At 50.5% G+C, this 23,342-nt stretch carries 19 protein-coding genes; all 19 read right to left on the reverse strand.

The annotated features are described in order from the left end of the window. Positions 1–29: 29 nt before the first annotated feature. The 19 genes from thrS to ACSZLD_RS01180 all read right to left on the reverse strand — a co-directional run bounded on the left by thrS (position 30) and on the right by ACSZLD_RS01180 (position 23,309). On the reverse strand, positions 30–1,964 hold the full coding sequence (gene thrS / locus ACSZLD_RS01090; protein WP_444683998.1) for a threonine--tRNA ligase: 1,935 nt from the start codon (positions 1,962–1,964) through the stop codon (positions 30–32). Positions 1,965–2,313: 349 nt separating this feature from the next. Further along, complete coding sequence (mqnC, locus tag ACSZLD_RS01095) at positions 2,314–3,420, reverse strand: cyclic dehypoxanthinyl futalosine synthase (RefSeq protein WP_444683999.1); 1,107 nt, start codon at positions 3,418–3,420, stop codon at positions 2,314–2,316. Positions 3,421–3,812: 392 nt separating this feature from the next. Further along, positions 3,813–4,751 (reverse strand): primosomal protein DnaI, encoded by a 939-nt coding sequence (dnaI, locus tag ACSZLD_RS01100; RefSeq protein ID WP_377910109.1) that lies wholly within the window; start codon positions 4,749–4,751, stop codon positions 3,813–3,815. 3 nt (positions 4,752–4,754) lie between these two features. Further along, entirely contained in the window at positions 4,755–6,137 is a 1,383-nt protein-coding gene (locus tag ACSZLD_RS01105; protein ID WP_444684000.1) for a replication initiation and membrane attachment family protein, read from the reverse strand. A gap of 58 nt (positions 6,138–6,195) precedes the next feature. Beyond that, complete coding sequence (gene nrdR / locus ACSZLD_RS01110; RefSeq protein ID WP_444684106.1) at positions 6,196–6,663, reverse strand: transcriptional regulator NrdR; 468 nt, start codon at positions 6,661–6,663, stop codon at positions 6,196–6,198. Between the two features lie 15 nt (positions 6,664–6,678). Then, positions 6,679–7,086 (reverse strand): DUF1499 domain-containing protein, encoded by a 408-nt coding sequence (locus ACSZLD_RS01115; protein ID WP_377910111.1) that lies wholly within the window; start codon positions 7,084–7,086, stop codon positions 6,679–6,681. Between the two features lie 417 nt (positions 7,087–7,503). Then, the gene (speD, locus tag ACSZLD_RS01120) at positions 7,504–7,905 is read right to left on the reverse strand and encodes an adenosylmethionine decarboxylase (protein WP_377910112.1); all 402 of its coding nucleotides are present in this window, start codon (positions 7,903–7,905) and stop codon (positions 7,504–7,506) included. Positions 7,906–8,188: 283 nt separating this feature from the next. Further along, a complete protein-coding gene (locus ACSZLD_RS01125; protein WP_377910113.1) occupies positions 8,189–9,217 on the reverse strand; it encodes a glyceraldehyde-3-phosphate dehydrogenase in 1,029 nt (342 codons plus the stop codon). A gap of 391 nt (positions 9,218–9,608) precedes the next feature. Beyond that, positions 9,609–10,745, reverse strand: coding sequence for a baeRF3 domain-containing protein (locus tag ACSZLD_RS01130; RefSeq protein WP_444684001.1), 1,137 nt, complete (start codon positions 10,743–10,745; stop codon positions 9,609–9,611). 266 nt (positions 10,746–11,011) lie between these two features. After that, positions 11,012–11,620 (reverse strand): dephospho-CoA kinase, encoded by a 609-nt coding sequence (gene coaE / locus ACSZLD_RS01135; protein WP_444684002.1) that lies wholly within the window; start codon positions 11,618–11,620, stop codon positions 11,012–11,014. Continuing rightward, positions 11,617–12,456, reverse strand: a complete 840-nt coding sequence (mutM, locus tag ACSZLD_RS01140; protein WP_377910116.1) for a DNA-formamidopyrimidine glycosylase — start codon at positions 12,454–12,456, stop codon at positions 11,617–11,619. The genes coaE and mutM overlap by 4 nt, the downstream gene beginning before the upstream one ends. A gap of 27 nt (positions 12,457–12,483) precedes the next feature. Beyond that, complete coding sequence (gene polA, locus ACSZLD_RS01145) at positions 12,484–15,108, reverse strand: DNA polymerase I (protein ID WP_444684003.1); 2,625 nt, start codon at positions 15,106–15,108, stop codon at positions 12,484–12,486. A 293-nt stretch (positions 15,109–15,401) separates the two neighbouring features. Further along, the gene (gene pnpS, locus ACSZLD_RS01150) at positions 15,402–17,180 is read right to left on the reverse strand and encodes a two-component system histidine kinase PnpS (protein WP_444684004.1); all 1,779 of its coding nucleotides are present in this window, start codon (positions 17,178–17,180) and stop codon (positions 15,402–15,404) included. Further along, on the reverse strand, positions 17,173–17,883 hold the full coding sequence (locus tag ACSZLD_RS01155) for a response regulator transcription factor (protein WP_444684005.1): 711 nt from the start codon (positions 17,881–17,883) through the stop codon (positions 17,173–17,175). Before ACSZLD_RS01155 ends, pnpS begins: the two co-directional genes overlap by 8 nt. A gap of 312 nt (positions 17,884–18,195) precedes the next feature. Then, a complete protein-coding gene (locus ACSZLD_RS01160; protein ID WP_377910120.1) occupies positions 18,196–18,675 on the reverse strand; it encodes a MaoC/PaaZ C-terminal domain-containing protein in 480 nt (159 codons plus the stop codon). Positions 18,676–18,907: 232 nt separating this feature from the next. Beyond that, complete coding sequence (gene mdh, locus ACSZLD_RS01165) at positions 18,908–19,846, reverse strand: malate dehydrogenase (RefSeq protein WP_377910121.1); 939 nt, start codon at positions 19,844–19,846, stop codon at positions 18,908–18,910. A gap of 168 nt (positions 19,847–20,014) precedes the next feature. Further along, on the reverse strand, positions 20,015–21,283 hold the full coding sequence (gene icd, locus ACSZLD_RS01170; protein WP_377910123.1) for an NADP-dependent isocitrate dehydrogenase: 1,269 nt from the start codon (positions 21,281–21,283) through the stop codon (positions 20,015–20,017). 92 nt (positions 21,284–21,375) lie between these two features. Continuing rightward, a complete protein-coding gene (gene citZ, locus ACSZLD_RS01175) occupies positions 21,376–22,491 on the reverse strand; it encodes a citrate synthase (RefSeq protein WP_377910124.1) in 1,116 nt (371 codons plus the stop codon). Between the two features lie 347 nt (positions 22,492–22,838). Continuing rightward, on the reverse strand, positions 22,839–23,309 hold the full coding sequence (locus tag ACSZLD_RS01180) for a DUF441 domain-containing protein (RefSeq protein ID WP_444684006.1): 471 nt from the start codon (positions 23,307–23,309) through the stop codon (positions 22,839–22,841). Between the last annotated feature and the right edge of the window lie 33 nt (positions 23,310–23,342).

The raw sequence follows: 23,342 nt of genomic DNA on the forward strand, positions 1-23,342 counted from the left end.
GGTACGCCCGCTCCTGTCAACTGCTTCTCTTACTTGGATTTATCGGCGATCGTCTGCTTCATATGAGAGGCGAACGCTTCAAGGCTCATTTCTTCTGTTTCTTTTTGTCCGTATCGGCGTACGTTGACGCCGCTGCTCTCAATTTCCTTATCGCCCAGCACGAGCAGATAAGGTATTTTTTTCATTTGCGCATCGCGGATTTTATAACCGAGTTTTTCATCACGCGTATCGATCTCCACCCGCACACCTTCACGTCGCAGCCGGTCCTCGACCTGCTTCACGTAGTCAAGATGCACGTCGCTTACCGGAATCGCCTTCACCTGTACAGGTGCCAGCCAGGCCGGGAATGCCCCTTTGTATTCTTCAATCAGAAATGCAATAAACCGTTCCATCGTCGAGACGACACCACGGTGAATCACGACCGGACGATGATCTTTGCCGTCTTCCCCTGTATACGTCAAGTCGAATCGCTCCGGCAGATGGAAGTCAAGCTGTACAGTGGAGAGCGTTTCGTCCTTGCCGAGCGCTGTCTTGACTTGAACGTCTAGCTTCGGTCCGTAAAAGGCCGCTTCCCCTTCTGCTTCCACGTACTCCACGCCCATATCATCGACGGCTTCTTTCAGCATATCCTGAGCCTTCTCCCACATCTCGTCGTTATCCACGTATTTCTCTGTGTTTTCTTTATCTCGGTAAGAAAGGCGGAAATAGTAATCGTTGATGCCGAAGTCGCTGTACACGGCCTGAATCAGCTCCACCACGCGGATGAATTCCTGCTTCAGCTGATCCGGACGGCAGAAAATGTGGGCATCGTTTAAGGTCATTGCTCTTACGCGCTGCAGACCCGCAAGCGCTCCTGACATCTCGTGCCGATGCATCGTGCCGAGCTCTGCAATCCGCAGTGGCAGATTGCGGTAGCTGTGCTTGTCATTTTTGTACACCATCATGTGATGCGGACAGTTCATCGGGCGCAGTACAAGATCCTCGCCGTCCATTTCCATCACCGGAAACATATCGTCCTGATAGTGATCCCAGTGGCCGGATGTTTTATACAAATCCACGCTGCCGAGTACCGGTGTATACACATGATTGTAGCCGAGTTTTTCTTCGATATCGACGATGTAACGTTCGACGATGCGGCGGATCGTTGCGCCGTTTGGAAGCCATAGCGGCAGCCCCTGCCCTACTTTCTGATTGACTGCAAAAATGCCCAGTTCCTTGCCAAGTTTACGGTGATCGCGCTCTTTTCGCTCCTCCAGCAGCTGCAGGTAATCATCGACTTCCTGCTGCTTCACAAAAGCAGTTCCGTAAATGCGCTGAAGCATTTTATTATTGCTGTCGCCACGCCAGTAAGCACCGTTCACCTGCATCAGCTTAAATTTCTTCAGCTTGGACGTCTGCGGTACGTGGACGCCCCGGCAGAGATCGAAAAACTCTCCCTGCTCATATATCGAGATCGTTTCCCCGGCCGGTATCTCTTCCAGCAGCTCCAGCTTCAGCTCATCCCCAATTTCTTTATAGCGCTCGATCGCCTCCTCACGGGAGACTTCCACTCGTTTAATTTCATGATTCTCATCGATGATCTTCTTCATTTCCTTTTCGATCTTCGGCAAGTCTTCACTCGTAATCGGCTCATCGACATCGATGTCGTAGTAGAACCCTTCCTCGATCACCGGTCCAACGCCGAGCTGCACGTTGCCATAGAGACGCTTCACAGCCTGCGCGAGCAAATGAGCCGTGCTGTGCCGGAGTATATGCAGCCCTTCATCGGACTGATACGTAATAATTTCAATATCTCCGCTCTCTTGAATTGGTGTGCGCAAATCAATCTCTTCTCCATTCCACTTGCCTGCCAGTGCATTTTTTCGAAGCCCCGGTGAAATCGACTGGGCTACGTCCTCTGTCGTTACGCCCGCCTCAAATGCTTTCACTGCGCCGTCTGGAAAAGTCAGCTGAATTTCTGCCATCGTCTTCTTCCTCCTTTAAGTATATCTGCAAGATCAAGCACAAAAAAAGCACACGTCCCTTCTGATTTAAAAATCAGAAGGGACGTGTGCCGACGTGGTTCCACCCTTATTCCGGGCCAAAGCCCGCTTCGTTCAGCCGTTAACGGCGGCAGCCGTCCGCCTCTAGCCGGCTTCCCGGGTCAAAACGGATGCTCAAAGGTGGTAACCAGTACCCCGTACCGCAGGAAGCTCTCAGCAGGCTGCTTCCCTCTCTGTTCCGGCCTTCAAGTACGATCTCGTCCTTCTCAACGCTGTGCGTATGAACCTGAAACTTAGTATAGCGGGGCTCCTCATAAAAATCAAGAGCTGGTCAGTTTTGCATAATAAAGTCTTTTTCGACTGTCTCGCCTTCCGCAAAGGAGCGCAGGTGCTTGTACTTCGTATTACGCTGGACAGGCGTTTTACCTGCTTCACGGATCAATCGCAAAATCAGATTCGTGTCGACCTTATACGTAGCACCGGCAGCTGATACAACATTTTCCTCAATCATCGTGCTTCCGAAGTCATTACAGCCGTAAGAAAGAGACGTTTTGCCGACTTCAGGTCCCATCGTCACCCAGGACGACTGGAAATTCGGAATGTTATCGAGGAAAATACGGGAAATCGCCAAGTTTTTCAAGTAGTCACGCGGCGTCACCTTTTCCCCTTTCATATTCGTGTTTTCCGGCTGGAACGTCCAGGAAATAAAGGCGAGGAAGCAGTCTGCGTCGTCCTGTGCGTCTCGGACACGCTGCAGGTGAAGTGCTCTCTCTTCCATGGATTCGCCAAAGCCGATGACCATCGTAGCCGTACCATGCATGCCGGCGCGTTTCACAGCCTTCATGCAGTCGATCCACTGCTCCCAGGTGCCTTTCAACCGGCTGATCTTTCTTCTCGTGCGGTTATCCAGAATTTCTGCGCCGCCGCCCGGTACAGAGTCCAATCCCGCTTCCTTCAGCTGCTTGAGAACCTCATCGACGGACAGACCGGAAACATCGGCCATTTTGTAAATCTCTGCAGGTGAAAACGAGTGCATCGTGATGTCGAACCGCTTCTTGATTTCGCGAAGCAGATCCGTATAATAGCTGAACGGCAGGTTCGGGTTCGTACCGCCCTGCATTAGAATCTCCGTCCCGCCGACATCGATGGTCTCCTGGATCTTTTGAAAAATCACTTCGTTATCCAGCGTATAGCCGTCCTTCGCGTTCGGAGGCCGGTAAAACGCACAAAAACGGCAGTATGTGTCGCAGAAGTTCGTATAGTTGACGTTGCGTCCAATCACAAAAGTGGTCTCCGGCTCCGGATGCCACTGCTTCATCTTCTCGTTTGCGAGCTCACCCATCTTCTCTACTTCATCTGATTCGTAAAGACGGATGGCATCTTCTACAGTAATTCGCTCCCCGTTCCGAGAGCGTTCCAGAATATCATCGATACTCATCTAGGAATCCCCCATTCATAACTTACAAGCTCTTGTCCTATCGTACCACATTCTGTGCGGCGGTCAAAAAGAAACCGTTGTAATCAACCAGTGAACAGTCTGTGTCCACGCGCAGCTTCTGCAGACGTTCCAGCTGTACATTCCCCTCCAAATCTATCTTTCTGCACGTGTTTCTGATCATCTCCTCCCTGTTAAATAAAGAAGCTGCCTTGATCAGGCAGCTTCTCCCAGAGTGTTGATAACGTTATTTCAGGTGAATTACCTTGCATCTGCCTGCATCTGCGGACCCTCGCTTTCCGGAGGGAACTCCTGGAAATAGCTGAAGGGAAGCTTTTAGCGAAAAGCGGAGCAGGCTTGCATAGAAAACGGCATGCTTCTTCTGTCTCCATTCATCAGTCTGTCCGCCGGTTGCGGCCGCTCATGGGGATTTCATCAGTCAGGTGACGAATCCGTTCCATGATCCGCTTCGCTTTCAGTTCGTCTACCTTTTCCGCTCCGCGCGTCTGTGTGGAGGCGAAGTGCAGCTCCAGGTCGTCCAGGCTGAAATTAGAGGTGAAGACGGTAGGCAGCTTTTCCATCATGCGGAACTGCAGCAGGGAGCCGAATACTTCGTCCCGCACCCAAGGCGTCATCGTCTCTGCGCCGATGTCATCGAGAATCAGCACGCTGGCCCGTTTCACGTTATCGAGTTTATCCTGATAGGATCCGTCAGCAATTCCGCTTTTCAGCTCCCGTAAAAAGTCAGGTGTGTAAACGAGCATTGTTTCTACTTCCTGGTCAGCAAACTCGTTGGCGATCGCACTGACCAAAAACGTTTTTCCGACCCCGAATGGACCGTGGATGTAAAGACCTTTAGCCGTTTCCCCAGGTACTGTGTTGGTACAAAACGCCAGCGCTTTGACGTAGGCGTCTGTTCTGGTTTCCGTATCTGACTCAAAGTCATCGAACGTCACAGTCAGCATATCCTTCGGCAGGTAAAGACTCTTCATAAATGATTCGTGTCTTTTCCGTTCGTCGTCCCGCCTCTTTAGCGGGCACGTCTGATAGGAAAGATGAATGCGCCCGCGCACTGCATCGAGCTGCGGCTGATAGCCCTGCATCACATTCGGACAGGCGGCAAGTCCAGGACAGTGATCGCAGTTGTGCCACTGTTCTTTATACTGATACAGGTCGTTCAGACCGCTTTCAACAGCTTCGCGGCCAATCTCCGGATGCTCGTTTAAGAATGCCGCCACTCTGCTGTCTGCTGTCACTTCCCGCGTCAGCTTGTTCAGCCGCTCCTGAATCCGTCCGTCACCAAACCGGCGCAGCGACTGGTTAATCGGGTCCATCGCTTATCCTCCTCTCTTTTCTTTTTTCTCGCGCAGCAGCGCTTTGTATTTTTCCGCTTCCTGCCTGGCCCGCTGCAGAGACTGCTCATCCTGCTTTTTTTCTTCCTGGGGCTCCTGCATCCACTTCGGGAGAGGCTGCTTGACCTGTTTTCCCTGCGGCTGCTTCTGCTTTTGTTCATAATTCTTTCTGCCTTCATGCTCCTGCTTGGCCAGTGCCATCGCATCCGCGACAGTCTTTACTTTTTTACGCTTCCACTGGGTCGCGATTTTAAAAGCGAGCCCTTTCGCCAGATTGCCGTTGTTGACGATATACAAATAGTCGATTAAAACATTCACAACGCCTGCCGGAAGTCCGTAATCGGCCATCAGCTCTTCGATAATATCTACGTCGCCCGGGAACACTTTTGCCCCGTCGCTCAAGGCATGCAGGTATTCAAGAGGCGATGTCGTTTCAAAGTACTGAATCTGCCGCTCTTCGTCAGTAGCAGGCTTCTTTTGCACGGTGCGCAGCTGCGGCGGCTGGCTGCGCATGCCAAGCATCGGCGGTTTGCCGTTTTCCTGCAGACGGTATCGCCTTTTAGCGGCCTCACGCAGCTCCTTTACGTCGAGATGATCGGTGTGAAGCATCGCATCCTGAATTAAATAAGCAATTTCTTCCGCGCTGTACCGGTATAAAAACGCAATTTGACGAATACACGTTTCATTGATTTCGGTGTACAGCTCCTCCCGTTTAACGAACGGAGGCAGATAAGCTGCAATTTCTTCGAGCGTCAGCTCCTCACTGCCAAAACTGAAGGAGGCTTCGTCGCCGCTCCCCTGCAGGATCGAGGCAGACGAGACAGCGTCGGCCATTTCCCCGGACGTACTTCGCATTTCAGACGGATGGATCGAAGTGAATACTTCATCGAATCCTTGCGTCACTTTTTCAAAGCCGCTTTTATCTGATTTATGTACGGAAAAGGATTCCCGGAGTCTGCGGTATCGTTCACGGCTGCCTATTCGATTGTACAAATACACGCTCAGTAAATCGTCCGCAAAAAAGTCGGCAGGCGAAAGCGGCTGCTTGAGCTCATATAAATACACGCTGTCTCCGTCTTCCTGCTTTTTAAATGTGTCGAGCAGCCCCATTGCTTCGAGCTTTCTCCGTTCATCTGCCAGCATCGGCAGCGGCTGTCCGGTATGCGTCATCCACTGTTTATGCGTGCCCCGGATGGAGAGGTCCGCACTCATGCTGATCTCTGATGCGAGCATCATATACAGGCTGTAAGCGACTGGTCCGATAAGCGGCTGATATAAAAGTGTCAGCGAGCGGACACGTTCGTCCGGCACCGCTGCGGACATGACGGCGGTAAATGGTGTTGCGGGCTGTATGTCCTGCCAGCGCATGTCGTCATCCCTCCATAGAAAAGAGCCGCCCCGAAACAGACTGGGGCAGCCCCGGTAGTTACGATCGTTTGTTTTCCCGGTTGATCAGATCCTTCAATTCGTCAACAAATACATTAATATCTTTAAACTGTCTGTAGACAGATGCAAATCGCACGTAAGCTACATCGTCGATATCAGCTAAATGCTGCATGACGTATTCACCAATATCGTTGCTGCTTATTTCCGATGCGCTTCGGTTCCGCATCTCTTTTTCCACTTCCGTCGTCAGCTGCTCCAAACGCTCGAGCGGAATCGGCCGCTTTTCACATGCCCGCACCAGACCGCGAAGCAGCTTTTCACGGCTGAACTCTTCCCGGTTGCCGTCTTTCTTTACCACAATCAGAGGCGTTTTCTCAACGCGCTCGAAAGTTGTATAGCGGTAGCCGCACGCTTCACACTCCCGGCGGCGCCGGATCGCTCTTCCTTCGTCGCTCGGTCTAGAATCTAATACCTTTGTTCCGTTATGAGAACAGTGCGGACATATCATTGCGGACACCTCACTTTATCTGCTCAGTTCATCTCCGAGTGCCGTACCGACGAACGTCAGCCTGCTGTTCAGCTCTTTGTAGAGGCTTCGCACCATCTTGGCGCTGCTTCCGAAGTCTGTAAACAGGACGGTATCCGTATTCACAGCAAAATCAACCGCAGTACGGTACGGACGTACCATGATGACCGTTATGACGATAAATTGCTTTTTTCCAGACGTCGTATTGACGATAATTTCCCCATGCTCTTCTGATACGGAACTGACCGTGTACCCCTGCTTCTGGGAAAACATTGTCTGAAGCTCCGCCATCACTTTATCTTTCATGGCTTTATAGTAATGGGTTTGCAGCGTTTCGTCCGGATGTTTTTCGTTTGTTTCTGTTCTGGTACTGAATGCTTTTTGCAACGTTTGTTTGATTCCCATTTATATGCACCTCGCCTTCTCTAAGAATAGCAAGAAACGGCCGCTGATTCAATCGAATATGACAGACCGGTCAAAACGCATTGCTTGGAATCAAAGACTGAGCATCGGATGGAATCAGCAGGAAAATGGTGGAACGAGTCGATCCTCAGCATTCCTTCATCTGGAAATTTCCGGCGCTGTAAAGTGAGATGCGTATATACCCCTGCCGACATCAGAGGACCTCGGCTCAGAACGAAGTGAAGATCCATCGCTTCCAACGAAAGAAAGAAGCAGCTAGCTGAGCCTGTTCTCTCCAGAAAGCGAGTATCCGCAAATACAGGCAGATGCAAAATAATTTACCTGAAAGGACGTGATCACCACCCTGAAAAAACCGCTCCGGCTGATCTGCCGGAGCGGTTTTAAAACGATAATGCTATTTTACGAAGAAGTGCTGCTGTATGAGCCTTCCCCTGATTTCTGCATGACTTCAATCGGTCCAATACCTCGTGGTACCTCAACTACTTCTGATCGTCCAGCACCAAGTGCGTTCGCAATAAAATCGGCTGCCACGTTCGGGTCGATCCGGTCTCCGCACGTATATACGTCAATACTTGCATACCCATGTTCCGGAAAACTGTGAATCGTCAAATGCGACTCGCTGATAATCACCACACCGCTGACACCCTGCGGTGCGAACTTATGAAAAGCGACCTCTCTAACTTCTGCGCCTGCTTCAAGTGCGGCGTCAACGAAGGTTCGTTCAATAAATGCCATATCATTAAGCTTGTCGATGTTGCACTTCCATAGTTCTGCAATTACATGTCTTCCCATTGTATCCATTGCAAAATCCCCCTTCTTCAGTTTCAAAGCTGTTTGTCGATCACTTAATCCGGGATTACTGGGGGGAAAGTTAGTCCGGTGAGGTCCTAACCCTTTAATAATCAGGCTAAGCGAAGTTTACGAGAGTTAGTATACGTTTTTTACAACAATAATGCAATCATTTTTTACCGTATCTTCCAGCTGTATTAAGCTGATTATGCCGGGCAATTCACTCTGTTTTTAGCCGTTCATAGCGAAAGCCGTCCTCCGGAATGTTCCGGAAGACGGCCGTCATGTTGACCGATCAGGATGCGTATGTGCTGCGGTCGGCATTTAAGTAGCTGCCGACGTGGTAAACAAGGTCGAGCAGACGGCAGGAGTAGCCCCACTCGTTATCGTACCAGGCAAGTACCTTTACCTGACGATCGTTCACGACCATAGTGGACTGTCCGTCGATGATAGCAGAGCGTGCGTCGCCGTTAAAATCAACGGAAACGAGCGGATCATCCGTGTAGCCGATAATGCCGGCCATGCCGTTCATCCCGGATTCACGAAGAATGTGGTTTACTTCTTCCACCGACGTATCGCGGCCGACATCGACGACGAGGTCAACGAGCGATACGTTTGGAGTCGGAACCCGCAGAGCAAGTCCGTGAAGCTTTCCTTCCATTTCCGGAAGCACAGACGAAATTGCCTTTGCTGCTCCGGTTGTAGTCGGTATGATCGACTGGCCGCATGCACGTGCACGGCGCAGATCTTTGTGCGGATTATCAATATTTCGCTGGTCTCCTGTGTAGGAATGAACCGTTGTCATCATTCCGGACACAATGTCGAGCTCATCATGCAGCACTTTGACGACAGGTGCCAGGCAGTTCGTTGTGCAGGAAGCATTAGAAAGGACATGATGGTTTGTGTGATCGTAGTCTTCTTCATTAACGCCGTATACGATGGTCACATCTTCATTTTTACCTGGCGCCGTGATAATCACCTTTTTTGCCCCTGCTTCCAGGTGCTTTTCCGCTTCTTTCTTTTCGCGGAACTTGCCTGTTGCTTCCAGTACAATATCGATACCAAGCTCTCTCCACGGCAGCTCAAGCGGGTCACGGGAATTAACCAGTTCTACCTGCTTCCCGTCTACTACCAGCTTTCCGTCGACAGCTTCCACGCGCTTTTTAAATGTCCCGTGTACTGTATCATAGTTTACGAGGTGGGCTAGCGTCTCCGCCGGATACCCTGCGTTCACAGCCGCGATTTCCACCTTTTCATCCATCATCGCCTTGCGAAACACCATCCGTCCAATTCTGCCAAACCCATTAATTGCTACTCGTATCATATAATACCCCTCCCAAGCTAATGTGCTATATTATATAAGCGTTTTCATGGATATAGTATAGCACATTAGTCAAAAAAGATACTATCTATTTTTGTAAATTACAAAAGATTTCCTTCCTTTAAGGCAAGGGGCACGTATACTTGGCGCTCCCTTCCTTTCATCATTCTATTGTGCTGAACGGAAGCGAGGAGATAGATGGATAAGCGGACGAATGAAGCCGTCATGGAATAATGAATTTGGATGACTTCTGCTGCTATGGCTGCTGCTAAGTTCCTTCGATGCAGCCTGTATGAGAGGATGCCAAAAAAACACCGTCCATACGACGTTGGCACGTTGACCAGTTTGTATAGACGGTGTCTTTGTCATTGTAGTCATCCCAAAGCATGAAGTGCTATCGAAATACAGCAGCTGCCCCGGTATCAGCCGGCATCCGTTCCTGCGGCAGCACCACAAGCGGGACGTTACGCCGAAAGGCAAGCTCTGTTAAATCTCCTAAAATATCGCCTGTCTGTCGCTCTTCTGGTTTAGCTCCAATCACTTCTCCAGTTGTTTCTTCAATATGGCCGGGAACGTTTTTCCCATCCTCTATAAGCAGATGGGCCAGCCGGTTTTCCGTTAAGGCCAGTGCAATCTCTTCCAATCGGGAGGAGCCTTTGCCATTTGCCCGTGCTGACTCGAAAGCATCGACCGCTTTTTTCGTTTTTTCTAAATAAACCGGCTCTATACGCTGCCAAGCAAGCTTGGTCAATTCGTCCATTTCCACCGAACTGACATCCCGTTTGATGCCTGATTTCATCAGAAACGTATTGCTGCTTACTTTATGGAACAGCCCGTGGTGCTCCTTTACAGCAACAAGTATGAGCTGGAGCTTTGATATATTCGAATGATGCTCTGTTACATACCGATCGACATACCGGAAAAACTTCTCCGTTTCTTTGTCCATTTCATCTTTGCGTCCGCCTTGTCCGAAATAGGCAGCATTTCCGCCGCTGTACGTTACCTGATCAACGTGCGCTTCCTTCTTTTCTGCACCGACGGCCTCTTCCTTTGTCGTCGCATTGTCATCCGGCAGTTCCACTTCGTTTATGCCGTACCGGTTTCCTTCGAATAATCGAAATGTATTCTTCGTCAGACCGAGAAGCTGGTACTTATCCGCAGATTGAAATACGCGGATCAGCGGACTGATGAATGGGCGCTCTGAGACCGCTGCAATCGCCTTTACCGGTCTTGCAAGCTGATAAACGATGCAGCGCTCGTCCGCAGCGAATACGGCAATTCCTTCTGTTACTTGACGCCAAAAGGTACGATCGCTCGCAATGTCATGAAGCGGCTTTAGAAGCCTATCTGCTTTGACGTGCGGATACCGCTCTTCCAGCGCGCCTTCCAGAGCCTTCAGCATATTGCGGAAGACTACTTCGTTCGACTGCTTTTCTCTTCCTGCCCGCCCCGTAGGCTGATAGAGTGACAAAAACGGCGGTTTGGCTTCCTGAAACAAGCTGTGAGGAAAGTGATTCGTTCGTTCATACATACGTTTCCCCTCCATTCAAAATCTGCTGATAGTCAGTCGTTCACTGTGAGCGAATAATCGAGTCTATAAAGTTCTTAAAAACGAACTGTTTTTCTCATTATACAATATTCCCTCGCTTATGCCATCGTTCTTTCTGCATGACATTTTTTCCGGGCTTAACCCACTATGAAGAGAACAGACAGTTCAGCAGTCGTACATACAAAAACCCCCTGTCACTTCGATGACAAGGGGCGTCCTGCTATTCATTCGCACTCTTCCTGCTCTTTTTAAGGCGTACCGTCCTGATGCTTTTTCAGAAGCGCCTCAACGAGCTTTTTCACCTGCCTGGAGGTCTCTTCTTCCGGGCCTGTGTTCAAGATCACAAAATCCGCCCGCTGCTTTTTTTCTTCAATCGACAGCTGTGAGTCCATTCTGCTGAGCGCGTCCTCTTCGGAGTAGTTGTTCCGCTTCATTAACCGTTCCTTTTGGACCTGTTCGGGCACATAGACGACTGCTGTTTGATCGACTAAATAAAACAGTTCATTCTCAAATAAAAGGGGAATGTCCAGCACGACAATCGGATGAGATGCTTCGGCCTCTTCTGCCTGCTCTTTCATCTTCTCCCGAATGGCAGGATGAACGATTGCATTCAGCTGCTCGCGCTTTTGAGGATCGTTAAAAATAATGGTGCCCAACTTCTCCCGGTCCAGAGTCCCGTCACCGGCAATGACTGAGCTTCCAAAAGCGGACTCAATTTCCTGCAATGCTGGTGCTCCCGGCTGGACTACCTCCCGTGCAATGACATCCGCATCGATCACCGGACAGCCTTCCTCGCGGAAAAATCCGGCAGCCGTGCTTTTGCCTGTTGCAATACTTCCTGTCAGACCAAGCTTCATACAGCACGCTCCTTTTCAGGCTGGCAGCTGGGACAAATATGCGTCCCGCGGCCGCCGACGGTAAAGCGGATAATCGTTTCTCCGCAATGCTTACACGGTTCATTTTTTCGTCCGTACACGTTTAGCTGCTGCTGAAACATGCCCATTTCGCCCTGGCCGTTCACGTACGACTTTACTGAGGATCCGCCTGCTGCTATCGCATCCGCAAGCGTTTGGACGATACATCCGTGCAGGCGGCTGATCTCCTCATCCGTCAGTTCAGAAGAGACCGTCTCCGGGTGAATACCTGCTGAAAACAGCGCTTCGTCCACGTAAATGTTGCCTAATCCAACGAGCTTCGTTTGATCAAGGAGCTGGGTTTTCACCGCCCGTGAAGACAAGAGCCTGCTTTTCAGCACCTCCGGCGTAAAAGAATCTTCCAACGGCTCGGGACCAAGCTGACGCAGCGGCAGCTCTGTCAAATCGGTACCTGCCTCAAAGATGTGCATCGTTCCAAACTGACGTACGTCCGTATAGCGGAGCTCCTCCCCGTCCGTAAACACAAAGCGGACGTGGGTATGTTTATCAACCGGGTCCTCTTTTGAAAACATTCCGTACCTGCCCTCCATCCGCAGATGAGAGACGAGCACATAGTCATCCAGCAGCAGCCGCAAAAATTTGCCTCGCCGCTCAACCCGGCGGAACGTCTGCCCCTGCAGCAGCGTCCGAAATGCTTCCACATCGTCTGGACGCTGAATAATTCGCGGCAGCGTGATAACAACATCGTCGATGGTTTTCTGTTGAATCAATTGATTTAATGTTTGTTTAACCGTTTCCACTTCCGGCAGTTCCGGCATGTAAGCACTCCTTTCAGACTGGCTGCGCTACTTCGCGTCGTACCATGTCTTTCCATAGTCGGCATCGACTTTTAACGGAACATCGAGTTCTACACACGATTCCATCACCCGGCTGACAAGCTCCGACAGCTCATCCGCCTGTGATGCAGATACTTCAAAAATTAGTTCATCGTGCACCTGCAGCAGCATCACCGCTTCTAATAGCGATTCTTCCAATGCTGCATCCACATCAACCATTGCTTTTTTGATAATATCAGCGGCACTGCCCTGAATGGGAGTGTTCATCGCTGTCCGTTCAGCAAAGCTGCGCTGATTAAAGTTGCGGCTGGTGATTTCCGGGAGGTACCGCCGCCTGTTCATCATCGTAGTGACGTAGCCGTTTTCCCGGGCCTGATCCACAATCGTATCCATATAGTCTTTTACTCCAGGATAGCTTTCAAAGTATTTATCGATAAACGACTGTGCTTCTTTTCTTGTTACGCCAAGACTTTGAGACAATCCATAGTCACTGATCCCGTAGACGATACCGAAGTTGACAGCTTTGGCAGTGCGTCTCATGCCTCCGTCCACTTCCTCTGCTGCGACACTGAATACGTCCATCGCTGTCTTCGTGTGGATATCCATGTCTTCCTGAAACGCCTTAAGCAGGTTTTCATCCTGGGAAATGTGTGCGAGCACCCGCAGCTCAATCTGTGAATAGTCAGCTGCAAGGATCACAGAATCCTCTCTTGTCGGCACAAATGCGTGTCGAATCTTCCGTCCTTCTTCCAGCCGGATCGGGATATTCTGCAGGTTGGGCTCCGTCGAGCTGAGCCGCCCGGTCTGCGTCAATGCCTGATTGAAGATCGTATGAATACGCCCTGTTTTATCGTTAACGGCCTTCAGCAGACCTTCGATGTACGTCGAATTCAGCTTGCCGAGCTGGCGGTAAAGTAAAATCTCGGGAATAATCTCATGGGAATCCTCCAGCTTCTCGAGCACGTCAGCAGAGGTCGAGTAGCCTGTCTTCGTTTTTTTGACCGGCGGAAGCTGCAGCTTCTCAAATAATATCTCTCCAAGCTGTTTTGGTGAATTGATGTTGAATGCAGTACCGGCAAGATCGTGAATTTTCGCCTCAATCGCCTCAAGACGCTCTGTCAGACTTTTCCCGAGCGCCTCCAGCTCCTCTTTATCGATGGCAACGCCATGCTGCTCCATGCGGCCTAAAATAACAGAGAGCGGCATTTCCAGGTCAATCAGCAGCTCAAGCTGTTCATTGTCGTCAAGCTCCTGTTCAAGGGCCGGCTTCAGCTCCAGCAAGGCAGCCGCTTTTCTCCCTAAGTGCTGGCTGAGCACATCTTCATCCGGCACTTGCTGCTTTTTCCCTTTGCCATAGACCGCTTCATCGTGCTGGACCTGCAGGCCGCTCTTTCGTTTTGCTATATCAGCCATGTCATGTGAGGATGCCCCCGGATCCAGGAGATAGGAAGCCATCTGTACATCAAAAGCAGCACCATCCAGCTTAATTTCCTCCCAGCCGAGGCTGACGACGGCTCGCTTTGCGTTAAAGACCCATTTCTTCTTATCCGGATCAGCAGCCCACTCCTGAAATGCCGGGTCCTGCAGCATGTCCGGTTTTAAGAAGTACACACCGTTCTCGTTCGCGGCCGCTGCGCCGATGATGGCTGCATGATGATAATTATCCTCCAGTGATTCAACCACAAGCGCGCATTCCTCTGTCAGCACCTCATCTGTCAGCTTCTCCGGGATGATCACTTCCAGATCTTTAAGATCCTCTTTCGTTTCCGCTTCCGCTCCGATGCGGTCCAGCAGCGACTGAAATCCGAGCTCTTTAAACAACGACGCCAGCGCGCCCTGATCTGCTTCCTGAACTGGAAGGTCCTCGATGTTGGTTTCAATTGGCGCCTCAGTCAAAATCGTCGCAAGCTTCTTACTCATGAGCGCCTGCTCTTCATTGGCTTCCAGCTTCTCCTTCATCTTCTTTCCTGAAACTTGATCCAGGTTTTCGTAAACGCCTTCGACTGTTTTGTGGGCTGCCAGCAGCTTCAAAGCTGTCTTCTCACCGATCCCCGGTACGCCGGGAATGTTATCAGAGCTGTCGCCCATCAATCCTTTCATATCGATGATCTGATCCGGTGTAAGGCCGTACTTCTCATCGAGTGCCTTCAGATCATATGTATCCACATTGGTAATCCCTTTGCGCGTCAATGCGACCTGCACATGCTCGTCAACGAGCTGAAGCAGATCCTTGTCTCCCGTATATATCTTCGTTTCCCAGCCTTCTTTGGCCGCTTTTACCGAAAGCGTTCCGATGATATCGTCCGCTTCATAGTTTTCCACTTCCTCAAATGGAATCCGGAACGCGTTCAACAGGTCCCGCATGACCGGAAGCTGTTCCGCAAGCTCGGGCGGTGTTTTTTGGCGCGTGCCTTTATAGTCTTTAAACGTTTCGTGCCGGAACGTCGTTTTTCCTGCATCAAACGCGACAAGCATGTGCGTCGGCTTTTCTTCTTCAAGCACCTTCAGCAGCATCGTTGTAAAGCCGTATACCGCATTCGTATAAACACCCTTGTCATTATTCAGAAGGGGCAATGCAAAAAAGGCCCGGTACGCGATACTGTTTCCATCTACTAACACTAGTTTGTTCGTCATTCCATCCACCCCGGTTTCATGATTTCTTCCTTCTGCTATTCTAGCATGAATCTCCGGCGATGACATAAACGATAGGCGAAAAAAACGAACGTACTTTCGCTTATGCTTCTCCTTCTGTCTGGAAAAACAGAAAAGGACCGGAAGCTCAGGGGAGGGCTTCCGGTCCGCAAAAGGGGATGTATCATATACTGCTGCTGCGGGGGGCAGCCGGCAGTACATGAAGCAGTTCACACTTCGTAGTATAGCGCGTGAATACTAAGCGTGTTTTAAGCTCATGTAAAGAAATTGTAAAGTTACCCCTCGTCGTCAAACGGCTGCCGCTTGAATACGAGACGGAACGTCGTCCCCTTGCCTGGCTTGCTGTCGACAGAAAGCTTCGCATGGTGGGCTTCCGCCAGATGCTTGACGATAGCCAGACCGAGGCCTGTACCGCCTGAATTGCGGCTGCGCGCGCGGTCAACCCGGTAAAACCGTTCAAATATACGCGGAATCTCCTTTTTCGAAATGCCGATTCCCGTATCAGCTACTTCCAGCACGACTGTCTCTGTCTGCCCGTAAGCCCGCACGAAAATATCGCCGCCTTCCGGTGTATAGACAATCGCATTATTCACTAGATTGATCAGCACCTGCTTCAGTCGGGCTCCATCTGCCGGCACGTGAATATCTCCATCGGTCTTTGTATGAATCGTCATGTTTTTCGCGGATGCTTTTTCGTTCAGCATCACTGTCGTTTCCTCAATCATTCTGCCAAGATCTACTTCATCCCAGTTGAGCTCAAAGTGCTCCCCTTCTATTTTGGAAAGCTCGAGCAGGTCGGTAATCAGACCCTCCAGCCGCACGGACTCCTTGGAAATAATCGTTAAAAACTTTTCCCTTAGTGCTTCGTCATGCATAGCACCGTCCAGGAGTGTTTCGGTAAACCCTTTTAACGAGGTTACCGGTGTCTTCAGTTCATGAGACACGTTTGCCACGAAATCCTTTCGTGCCTGCTCCAGCTTTTTCAGCTCTGTGATATCGTGAAAGACAAGCACGACCCCTTTCAGCTCATCATCATGTCCGATAATCGGAGCACCGTGTACGTCAAAATGACGGATGTAAATACCGATCGGCCATTTTATCTGACGGCGCAGCGGCCGTTCGACGAGGAACAGCTCCTGCACGAACCGGATCACAGCCTTTCGGTCGATCGCGTTATAATACAGCTTGTTCAGCCACCGGTCCGTATCTTCTTCAAACAGCTCCCGGCATGATCGGTTTACGAGCGTAATATCGCCTTTGGAATTAATCAGCACAAGACCGCTTCCCATATTTTCAATCAGCGTCTCCAGCCGTTCCTGCTGATTTTCATACGTTTTCGTAATCTGATCCAGATTTTCAGCGAGCACGTTAATCGACCGGTTTAATTCTCCTGTTTCCAGGTGCAGTCCCTCATAGGTTCTCGCCTGGTAATTGCCGCGGGCCAGCTCATTGGCAACGCGCCGCGAATCCTCGATCGGTTTGATCAGCTGGTTTGCAAGCTTTGTCGCAAACATCACGATGATGATAAAGGCAATGAAGAAGGAAACGAACAGCAGCAGCCAGACGTTCTGGTAAACGTCGTTCAGCTCGCTCATTTCCAGACCAAGCCGCAAAAACCCAATCTCTTCTCCGTTTACCGCAAGCGGTTCGGCATAATAAAGAAGTTCCTGTCCGACTGTATCACTAAAGCGAACCTCAAACGCCTCTGAGCCTTCCCGCGCCCCGATGATCTCCGGGCGATCGGCATGATTCTCCATGATGTCCGGATCCTCTGCACTCTCTGCAAGCACGGTGCCATCCTCTGCGATGATCGTAATGCGGGCACCGAGCCGTTCCGAAAGCTCGACGACTACCTCCTGAAAGTCACCGCCGGAAGCCGGATCGCTTTGTGCGACGGCATACGACACAACGGCAGCCTCTTTCTGTACCCGTTCGTTCATCCGCTCCTGGTAAAAGTCTTGAATGAACGGTCCAAGCAGGGCGCCAAGACTGGCTAATACCGCGAGAATGATAAGTGACAGCGGCACAATCAGCCGAAAACGATAGCTATTCATCCCGATATGGATCCTCCATTTTATAACCCAGTCCCCGCACTGTTTTGATGTAAACCGGCTTCTTCGTCACCGGTTCAATCTTTTCACGAAGGTGGCTGATATGCACGTCAACAATTCTCGTATCTCCAACAAAATCGTAGTTCCAGACGGAATTGAGAAGCTGGTCACGTGTCAGCACCCGGCCCCGGTTGTTGATCAAATACAGGAGCAGCTCAAATTCCTTCGGAGTCAATTCCAAAGCCTGTCCCTTTAAAAACACTTCATAATTATCCGGAAAGATTTCGACGTCGCCGATTTTCAGCTTGTTTTCCTTCCGTTTTTCCTCGGCTGGAGCTGATGGAGAGCGACGTAAAATTGCCCGGATCCGCGCGGTCACCTCTCTCGGGCTGAACGGCTTTGTTAAATAGTCATCTGCCCCAAGCTCCAGACCGAGCACTTTGTCAAACTCGTCGCCTTTTGCTGTCAGCATCAGGATCGGCGTCTGCACTTTGCTTTGCCGAAGCTCCTTGCAAACCTCCATGCCGTCCATCCCGGGCAGCATTAGATCGAGTACGATCAGATCAAACTGTTCGTCAAGCGCTTTTCCGAGTGCCTCTTTTCCATCCATTGCAGTCGTTACCTCAAATCCGCCCTGCTCCAAATTAAACTGGAGCAGGGTCAGGATTGATTCTTCATCATCCACCACCAACAGGCGCTGTGCCATGTGTCATCCTCCCTGTTGCCGGTCCCGCCCCCTGATGCAGGCCGGCAGATAAAATCGTAAACTGCTTCTGCCTTTATCTTACTATACTTTATGCGGATGACAAGGAAGCGGTGCTTTTCTATGACAAAAGTCCGCCAACTCACATGTTGATTCGTTTGGCTGTTTTTCTACTCTGTTTCCCGGCGGAAGCTAGCCTTCAACTGCGTCGCGGACTGTCCCGCCTCATCGGATCAAGCAGCGCACATGCAGCTGCGTTTAAGCTATCAAAAAACAGGAAGCTGCATGCCTCCTGTTCGGTAAATATGCGGTCGGTTAAAAGTTTTCAAACGTACCTGCTTGTTCCGTCATCGGCTTCCACGGGTAAGGCGGGGTGACGTCCATTGTGCCGAGAATAATGGAATCGTTATACTCATCGCGTCCATCAACGGTCATCAGTGCGGTTCCCTTCTCTGTGTTCAGCTTTTCCACGGTAAGCGTAAGCGTCAGCTTTCCATAATGATAAAGCGGCTTTGGGAAAGCGAGCTGCTGTTCACGAATGACAGAACCTGGTCCTGGAAGCCCGGTTGAAATGAGTGACGTCACAAACCCTATCAGCATCAGCTGCGGAACAATTGGTCTCTCATAGGGTGTCCGCGACGCATAATCATGCTGAATGTAAATCGGATTAGCATCGTCACTGAATCCGAGATACAGCAGAATATCCTTATCGTTTATTTCAAATTCCTTTGACACCGAAGAACCTTCCTGCAGCTCTTTCAGCGTTTTCCCAAGCTTTTTTCGTTTAGAAAACATACCGTTCGTCCCCTTCCATCGTCGTACTTCGCTATCGTAAGCGCTTACACTACCAGTATACCAGACAGGCATGAACTGGCACAGCTTTTCATGGATATTGCTATGCCGCTCGGCTCTCGAAAAGCAGCCAATCCTTTACAGATAGAATACTTCTTCTTCCGGTAGAACGCACGAGGACCAGTCAGCATAAGAAGCTGACTGGTCCTGTCATCTAACGGGACGTTCGGTGTAATTAAAGAGCCTTCATAACATTTTTGACGGATTCAGCGGATTGATCCAGCTGCTTTTTCTCTTCATCGTTCAGATCCAGTTCGAAGACTTTTTCGAGACCGGCTCCGCCAAGCATACACGGTACACCTAGATACATATCGCTGTAGCCGTATTCTCCTTCCAGGTAGGCAATCGCAGGCAGGACTCGCTTCTTATCCTTCAGCACTGCTTCTACCATCTGGGTGATGGCTGCGGCCGGTGCATAGTAGGCGCTGCCGGTGCCAAGAAGGCCGACGATTTCGCCTCCGCCTTTTCTCGTCCGCTCGACGATTGCCTCGAGACGGTCCGGTGCAATCAGCTTTTCAACGGGAATCCCGCCAACAGAGCTGTAGCGAAGCATCGGCACCATGTCATCTCCATGTCCGCCGAGTACGAAACCGCGGACATCTTCGACAGAGACGTTCAGCTCCTCGGCAATAAACGTATTAAATCGTGCCGTATCCAGTACACCTGACTGTCCGATTACGCGGTTTTTCGGAAATCCGGATTCCTGATACACCGCATACGTCATCGCATCAACAGGATTTGTGAGCACGATAATCAGACACTCCGGCGAGTAACGGACAATTTCTTTCGTTACGCTGCGCATAATGCCGGCATTCGTACTGATCAAGTCATCGCGGCTCATCCCCGGCTTGCGCGGAATACCGGCTGTAATGACGACGATATCAGAGTCAGCGGTATCTGCGTAGTCGGACGTACCTGTCACCTTGGCATCAAAGCCTTGAACGGGTGCTGCCTCCAGCATATCGAGCGCCTTGCCCTTCACCGGTCCTTCATTATCGGGAATATCAACGAGGACCACGTCTCCAAGTTCCTTTTGTGCTGTCATCAAAGCCGTCGTCGTACCGGTGAATCCTCCTCCGACCACGGTGATTTTTCTGCGTTTAATCGTAGCCATACCAACACATCCTTCCAGAAAATAAATAGCTTGCAAAGAGAAAAAGGCTGCCTCGACTAACATTCGCGAGACAGCCTCTTAAGGAGCGCGCTCCCGCCTTGCCGGCAGGAGACACGTTCGTCTTTATCGTGCAGAGGCTTCGCATGCTGCCGGAAATCGTTCGTCCGATCAGCCCAGGTTTTTAATCAGTGCGTCACCAAACTCGGAGCATTTCACTTCTTGAGCACCGTCCATCAGGCGCGCGAAGTCATACGTTACCGTTTTTTCTGCAATTGTTTTATCCATTGCGTTTTCAATCATGTCAGCAGCTTCGCCCCAGCCGAGGTGGCGGAGCATGAGCACACCGGAAAGAAGAACGGAGGAAGGATTTACTTTATCCTGTCCCGCATACTTTGGTGCAGTGCCGTGTGTTGCTTCAAAGATCGCGTGACCGGAGTCGTAGTTAATGTTCGCACCTGGTGCGATTCCGATTCCGCCAACCTGCGCAGCAAGTGCATCGGAAACGTAGTCCCCGTTCAGGTTCATCGTTGCGACAACGGAGAATTCTTTCGGACGAGTCAAAATCTGCTGCAGGAAGATGTCTGCGATAGAATCCTTGATGATAATCTTTCCGGCAGCTTCTGCCTGATCCTGCGCTTCGTTGGCAGCGTCCTTGCCTTTTTCTTCTACGATGCGGTCGTACTCAGCCCATGTGAACACCTTATCGCCGAATTCGCGTTCAGCGAGGTCATAGCCCCACGTTTTGAAGGCTCCCTCTGTGAACTTCATGATGTTGCCTTTGTGCACGAGCGTGACGCTCTTGCGGCCTTCATCAAGCGCATACTGAATCGCAGAACGTACGAGACGCTCCGTGCCCTCCTTGGAAACAGGCTTGATGCCGATTCCGGACGTTTCCGGGAAACGGATCTTCGTTGCGCCCATTTCATCCTGGAGGAAGCTGATCAGCTTTTTCGCTTCGTCTGTTCCCTCCTGGAATTCAATACCCGCATAAATGTCTTCCGAGTTTTCACGGAAAATAACCATATCCGTATCTTCCGGACGCTTTACTGGAGAAGGTACGCCTTCATACCAGCGTACCGGACGTACGCATGCAAACAGGTCAAGCTCCTGACGAAGCGCTACGTTCAGGGAACGGAAGCCGCCGCCGATTGGCGTCGTCAGAGGACCTTTGATTGCGATCATGTATTCGCGGATGGTTTCAAGCGTTTCTTCCGGAAGCCATTCGCCAGTCTGATTATGTGCTTTTTCACCTGCGAGCACTTCTTTCCACTCGATGGCTTTTTCTCCGTTATACGCTTTATCTACTGCAGCTTCAATAACTCTGGAAGCAGCTTTCCAAATATCCGGACCGATGCCGTCCCCTTCAATGAAAGGAATAATCGGTTTAGCAGGTACGTTCAATTCTCCATTTGTTACCGTAATTTTTTCTCCAGCCATTCGTAAAAAACCTCCTAAATATAGTTCGTTCCTTCACAAATATATCATAAAGGACAGGGCTGTATCGATACAGCCCCGCCGCCTTTATGTGATTATCGTTTCTCGAGCGGGATCCATTCCTGCTTATCCGGTCCAGTGTATTCTGCACGCGGACGGATGAGACGGTTGTCTGCATACTGCTCAAGAATGTGGGCAAGCCAGCCGGACACACGGCTTACTGCAAAAATCGGCGTAAAAATGTCGTGCTCAATGCCGAGGCTGTGGTAAACAGAAGCCGAATAGAAATCGACGTTTGGCAGCAGCCCTTTTTCATTTGTTACGATTTCATCAATCTTAACGCTCATCTCATACCAGTTGGATTCCCCGGTAATTTCCGTCAGCTGACGGGACATTTCACGCAGGTGCTTGGCACGAGGGTCGCCGTTTTTATAAACGCGGTGACCAAAGCCCATGATTTTCACTTTATTGGCGAGAGCTTCTTTGATATATGCTTCCGCTTTATCGACATCGCCGATTTCGCTCAGCATCGCCATTACGCGCTCGTTGGCTCCGCCGTGCAGCGGACCTTTCAGGGCGCCGATTGCAGCTGTTACACCGGAGTATACGTCGGAAAGCGTTGCTACACAAACGCGCGCTGTAAACGTGGAAGCATTCAGCTCGTGATCCGCGTGAAGCACAAGCGCCTTGTTAAAGGCCTTCTCGGAAATTTCATCCGGCTCTTCTCCGTTCAGCATGTAAAGGAAATTCGCAGCAAAGCTGAGTTCCGGTTTTGGAGCGACCGGCTCTTTCCCCTGGCGGATACGCGAGAAAGCCGTCACAATTGTTGGAAGCTGCGCCTGGAGTTTTACTGCTTTTCTGCGGTTTGCTTCCTCTTCCATCTCATCTGCTTCCTCATCAAACAGAGCAAGATTGGAAACCGCCGTACGAAGGGCAGCCATCGGGTGCACCTTGTCGATCGGAAATGACTTCAGCTGATCGAGCACTTCATCCGGTACCTTGGAAGCCTGAGCAAGCTCTTTAGCAAATGCATCCAGTTCCTCTTTATTCGGAAGACGGTTATTCCAGAGCAGGTAGACAACTTCCTCAAATGATGCGTTGTCCGCAAGATCGTCAATATTGTAGCCGTGGTATGTCAAAACCCCGTCAATGATGGAGCTGACCTGCGACTGTGTTGCAACAATACCTTCTAACCCTTTAGTCTGACTCATGCTATCTCTCCTTTACACACAAAATACGGGCCAAGCCCGGGTTGAACAAAGGAAGCAGCCGGCGTGCGTTTTCGTCCGGCTTTCCTGGATAATAGAAAGCGGTTACGAAAAACATTAACCGCAGAAACCAAACCATTTCTTCTATGTATTTGGCAGTGTCACGATTCCTATTATACCATTTTTCGTATTTTTGTGAATCGAAAAGTTCTGAAATCGACAAGAAGATTCATACAGTTTTCGACAGCCGTCGCAGTAGCCCTTCGATTAGAAGCCGGTGCAGAACGTTTCCTGCCCCGGCTCACAATTGCACGATTATACCTTAATGTGTATAAATACAGATCCTTGGCTCAACCGATTAGTCCCGAAAAAAATTGAACAGCCCGCATCGCTAAATAAGCAATGCCTGCACCGATTACCGGACCGACCGCGACGCCTCCAAACAGGGCGACCGCAAGAATGGTACCAAATACGAGCGCCGTGGTAATATGCGGGTCGCTTTGCAGCAGGTCGATGCCGTTTGACGCAATCACAGCGACAAACACGCCCGATACGAGTGCGATCCAGGCATACGAAGAGCCCATTGCCTGCCGCAGATCCTGAAGGCCGATCTCACCGGTTACGATCGGAACCAGCACAGCAATCGTAATAATTGTCACCCCGATCTGGATGCCTCTTTCCTGCAAAAACGGCAGCACACTGCCCGCCATTCCGCCGTAGTATAGGATCAGCAGTACGGCGACCGCTGTCATCAGCGTGACATTGCGAGCAAAGAATCCGACCGCAAGTAAAAGCAGCATAAAGACAAGCGCCTGATTCATCGAACCACTTCCTTTCGTTATGAACAGAAAAAA

The organism is Alkalicoccus luteus (genome assembly GCF_052061695.1).
Lineage (GTDB): Bacteria > Bacillota > Bacilli > Bacillales > Salisediminibacteriaceae > Alkalicoccus > Alkalicoccus luteus.

Excerpts from the sequence above, each read along its gene's own strand:
- thrS (WP_444683998.1), bottom strand. The coding sequence starts at position 1,964 with ATGGCAGAAATTCAGCTGACTTTTCCAGACGGCGCAGTGAAAGCATTT.
- mqnC (WP_444683999.1), bottom strand. The coding sequence starts at position 3,420 with ATGAGTATCGATGATATTCTGGAACGCTCTCGGAACGGGGAGCGAATT.
- dnaI (WP_377910109.1), bottom strand. The coding sequence starts at position 4,751 with ATGGACCCGATTAACCAGTCGCTGCGCCGGTTTGGTGACGGACGGATT.
- ACSZLD_RS01105 (WP_444684000.1), bottom strand. The coding sequence starts at position 6,137 with ATGCGCTGGCAGGACATACAGCCCGCAACACCATTTACCGCCGTCATG.
- nrdR (WP_444684106.1), bottom strand. The coding sequence starts at position 6,663 with ATGATATGTCCGCACTGTTCTCATAACGGAACAAAGGTATTAGATTCT.
- ACSZLD_RS01115 (WP_377910111.1), bottom strand. The coding sequence starts at position 7,086 with ATGGGAATCAAACAAACGTTGCAAAAAGCATTCAGTACCAGAACAGAA.
- speD (WP_377910112.1), bottom strand. The coding sequence starts at position 7,905 with ATGGATACAATGGGAAGACATGTAATTGCAGAACTATGGAAGTGCAAC.
- ACSZLD_RS01125 (WP_377910113.1), bottom strand. The coding sequence starts at position 9,217 with ATGATACGAGTAGCAATTAATGGGTTTGGCAGAATTGGACGGATGGTG.
- ACSZLD_RS01130 (WP_444684001.1), bottom strand. The coding sequence starts at position 10,745 with ATGTATGAACGAACGAATCACTTTCCTCACAGCTTGTTTCAGGAAGCC.
- coaE (WP_444684002.1), bottom strand. The coding sequence starts at position 11,620 with ATGAAGCTTGGTCTGACAGGAAGTATTGCAACAGGCAAAAGCACGGCT.
- mutM (WP_377910116.1), bottom strand. The coding sequence starts at position 12,456 with ATGCCGGAACTGCCGGAAGTGGAAACGGTTAAACAAACATTAAATCAA.
- polA (WP_444684003.1), bottom strand. The coding sequence starts at position 15,108 with ATGACGAACAAACTAGTGTTAGTAGATGGAAACAGTATCGCGTACCGG.
- pnpS (WP_444684004.1), bottom strand. The coding sequence starts at position 17,180 with ATGAATAGCTATCGTTTTCGGCTGATTGTGCCGCTGTCACTTATCATT.
- ACSZLD_RS01155 (WP_444684005.1), bottom strand. The coding sequence starts at position 17,883 with ATGGCACAGCGCCTGTTGGTGGTGGATGATGAAGAATCAATCCTGACC.
- ACSZLD_RS01160 (WP_377910120.1), bottom strand. The coding sequence starts at position 18,675 with ATGTTTTCTAAACGAAAAAAGCTTGGGAAAACGCTGAAAGAGCTGCAG.
- mdh (WP_377910121.1), bottom strand. The coding sequence starts at position 19,846 with ATGGCTACGATTAAACGCAGAAAAATCACCGTGGTCGGAGGAGGATTC.
- icd (WP_377910123.1), bottom strand. The coding sequence starts at position 21,283 with ATGGCTGGAGAAAAAATTACGGTAACAAATGGAGAATTGAACGTACCT.
- citZ (WP_377910124.1), bottom strand. The coding sequence starts at position 22,491 with ATGAGTCAGACTAAAGGGTTAGAAGGTATTGTTGCAACACAGTCGCAG.
- ACSZLD_RS01180 (WP_444684006.1), bottom strand. The coding sequence starts at position 23,309 with ATGAATCAGGCGCTTGTCTTTATGCTGCTTTTACTTGCGGTCGGATTC.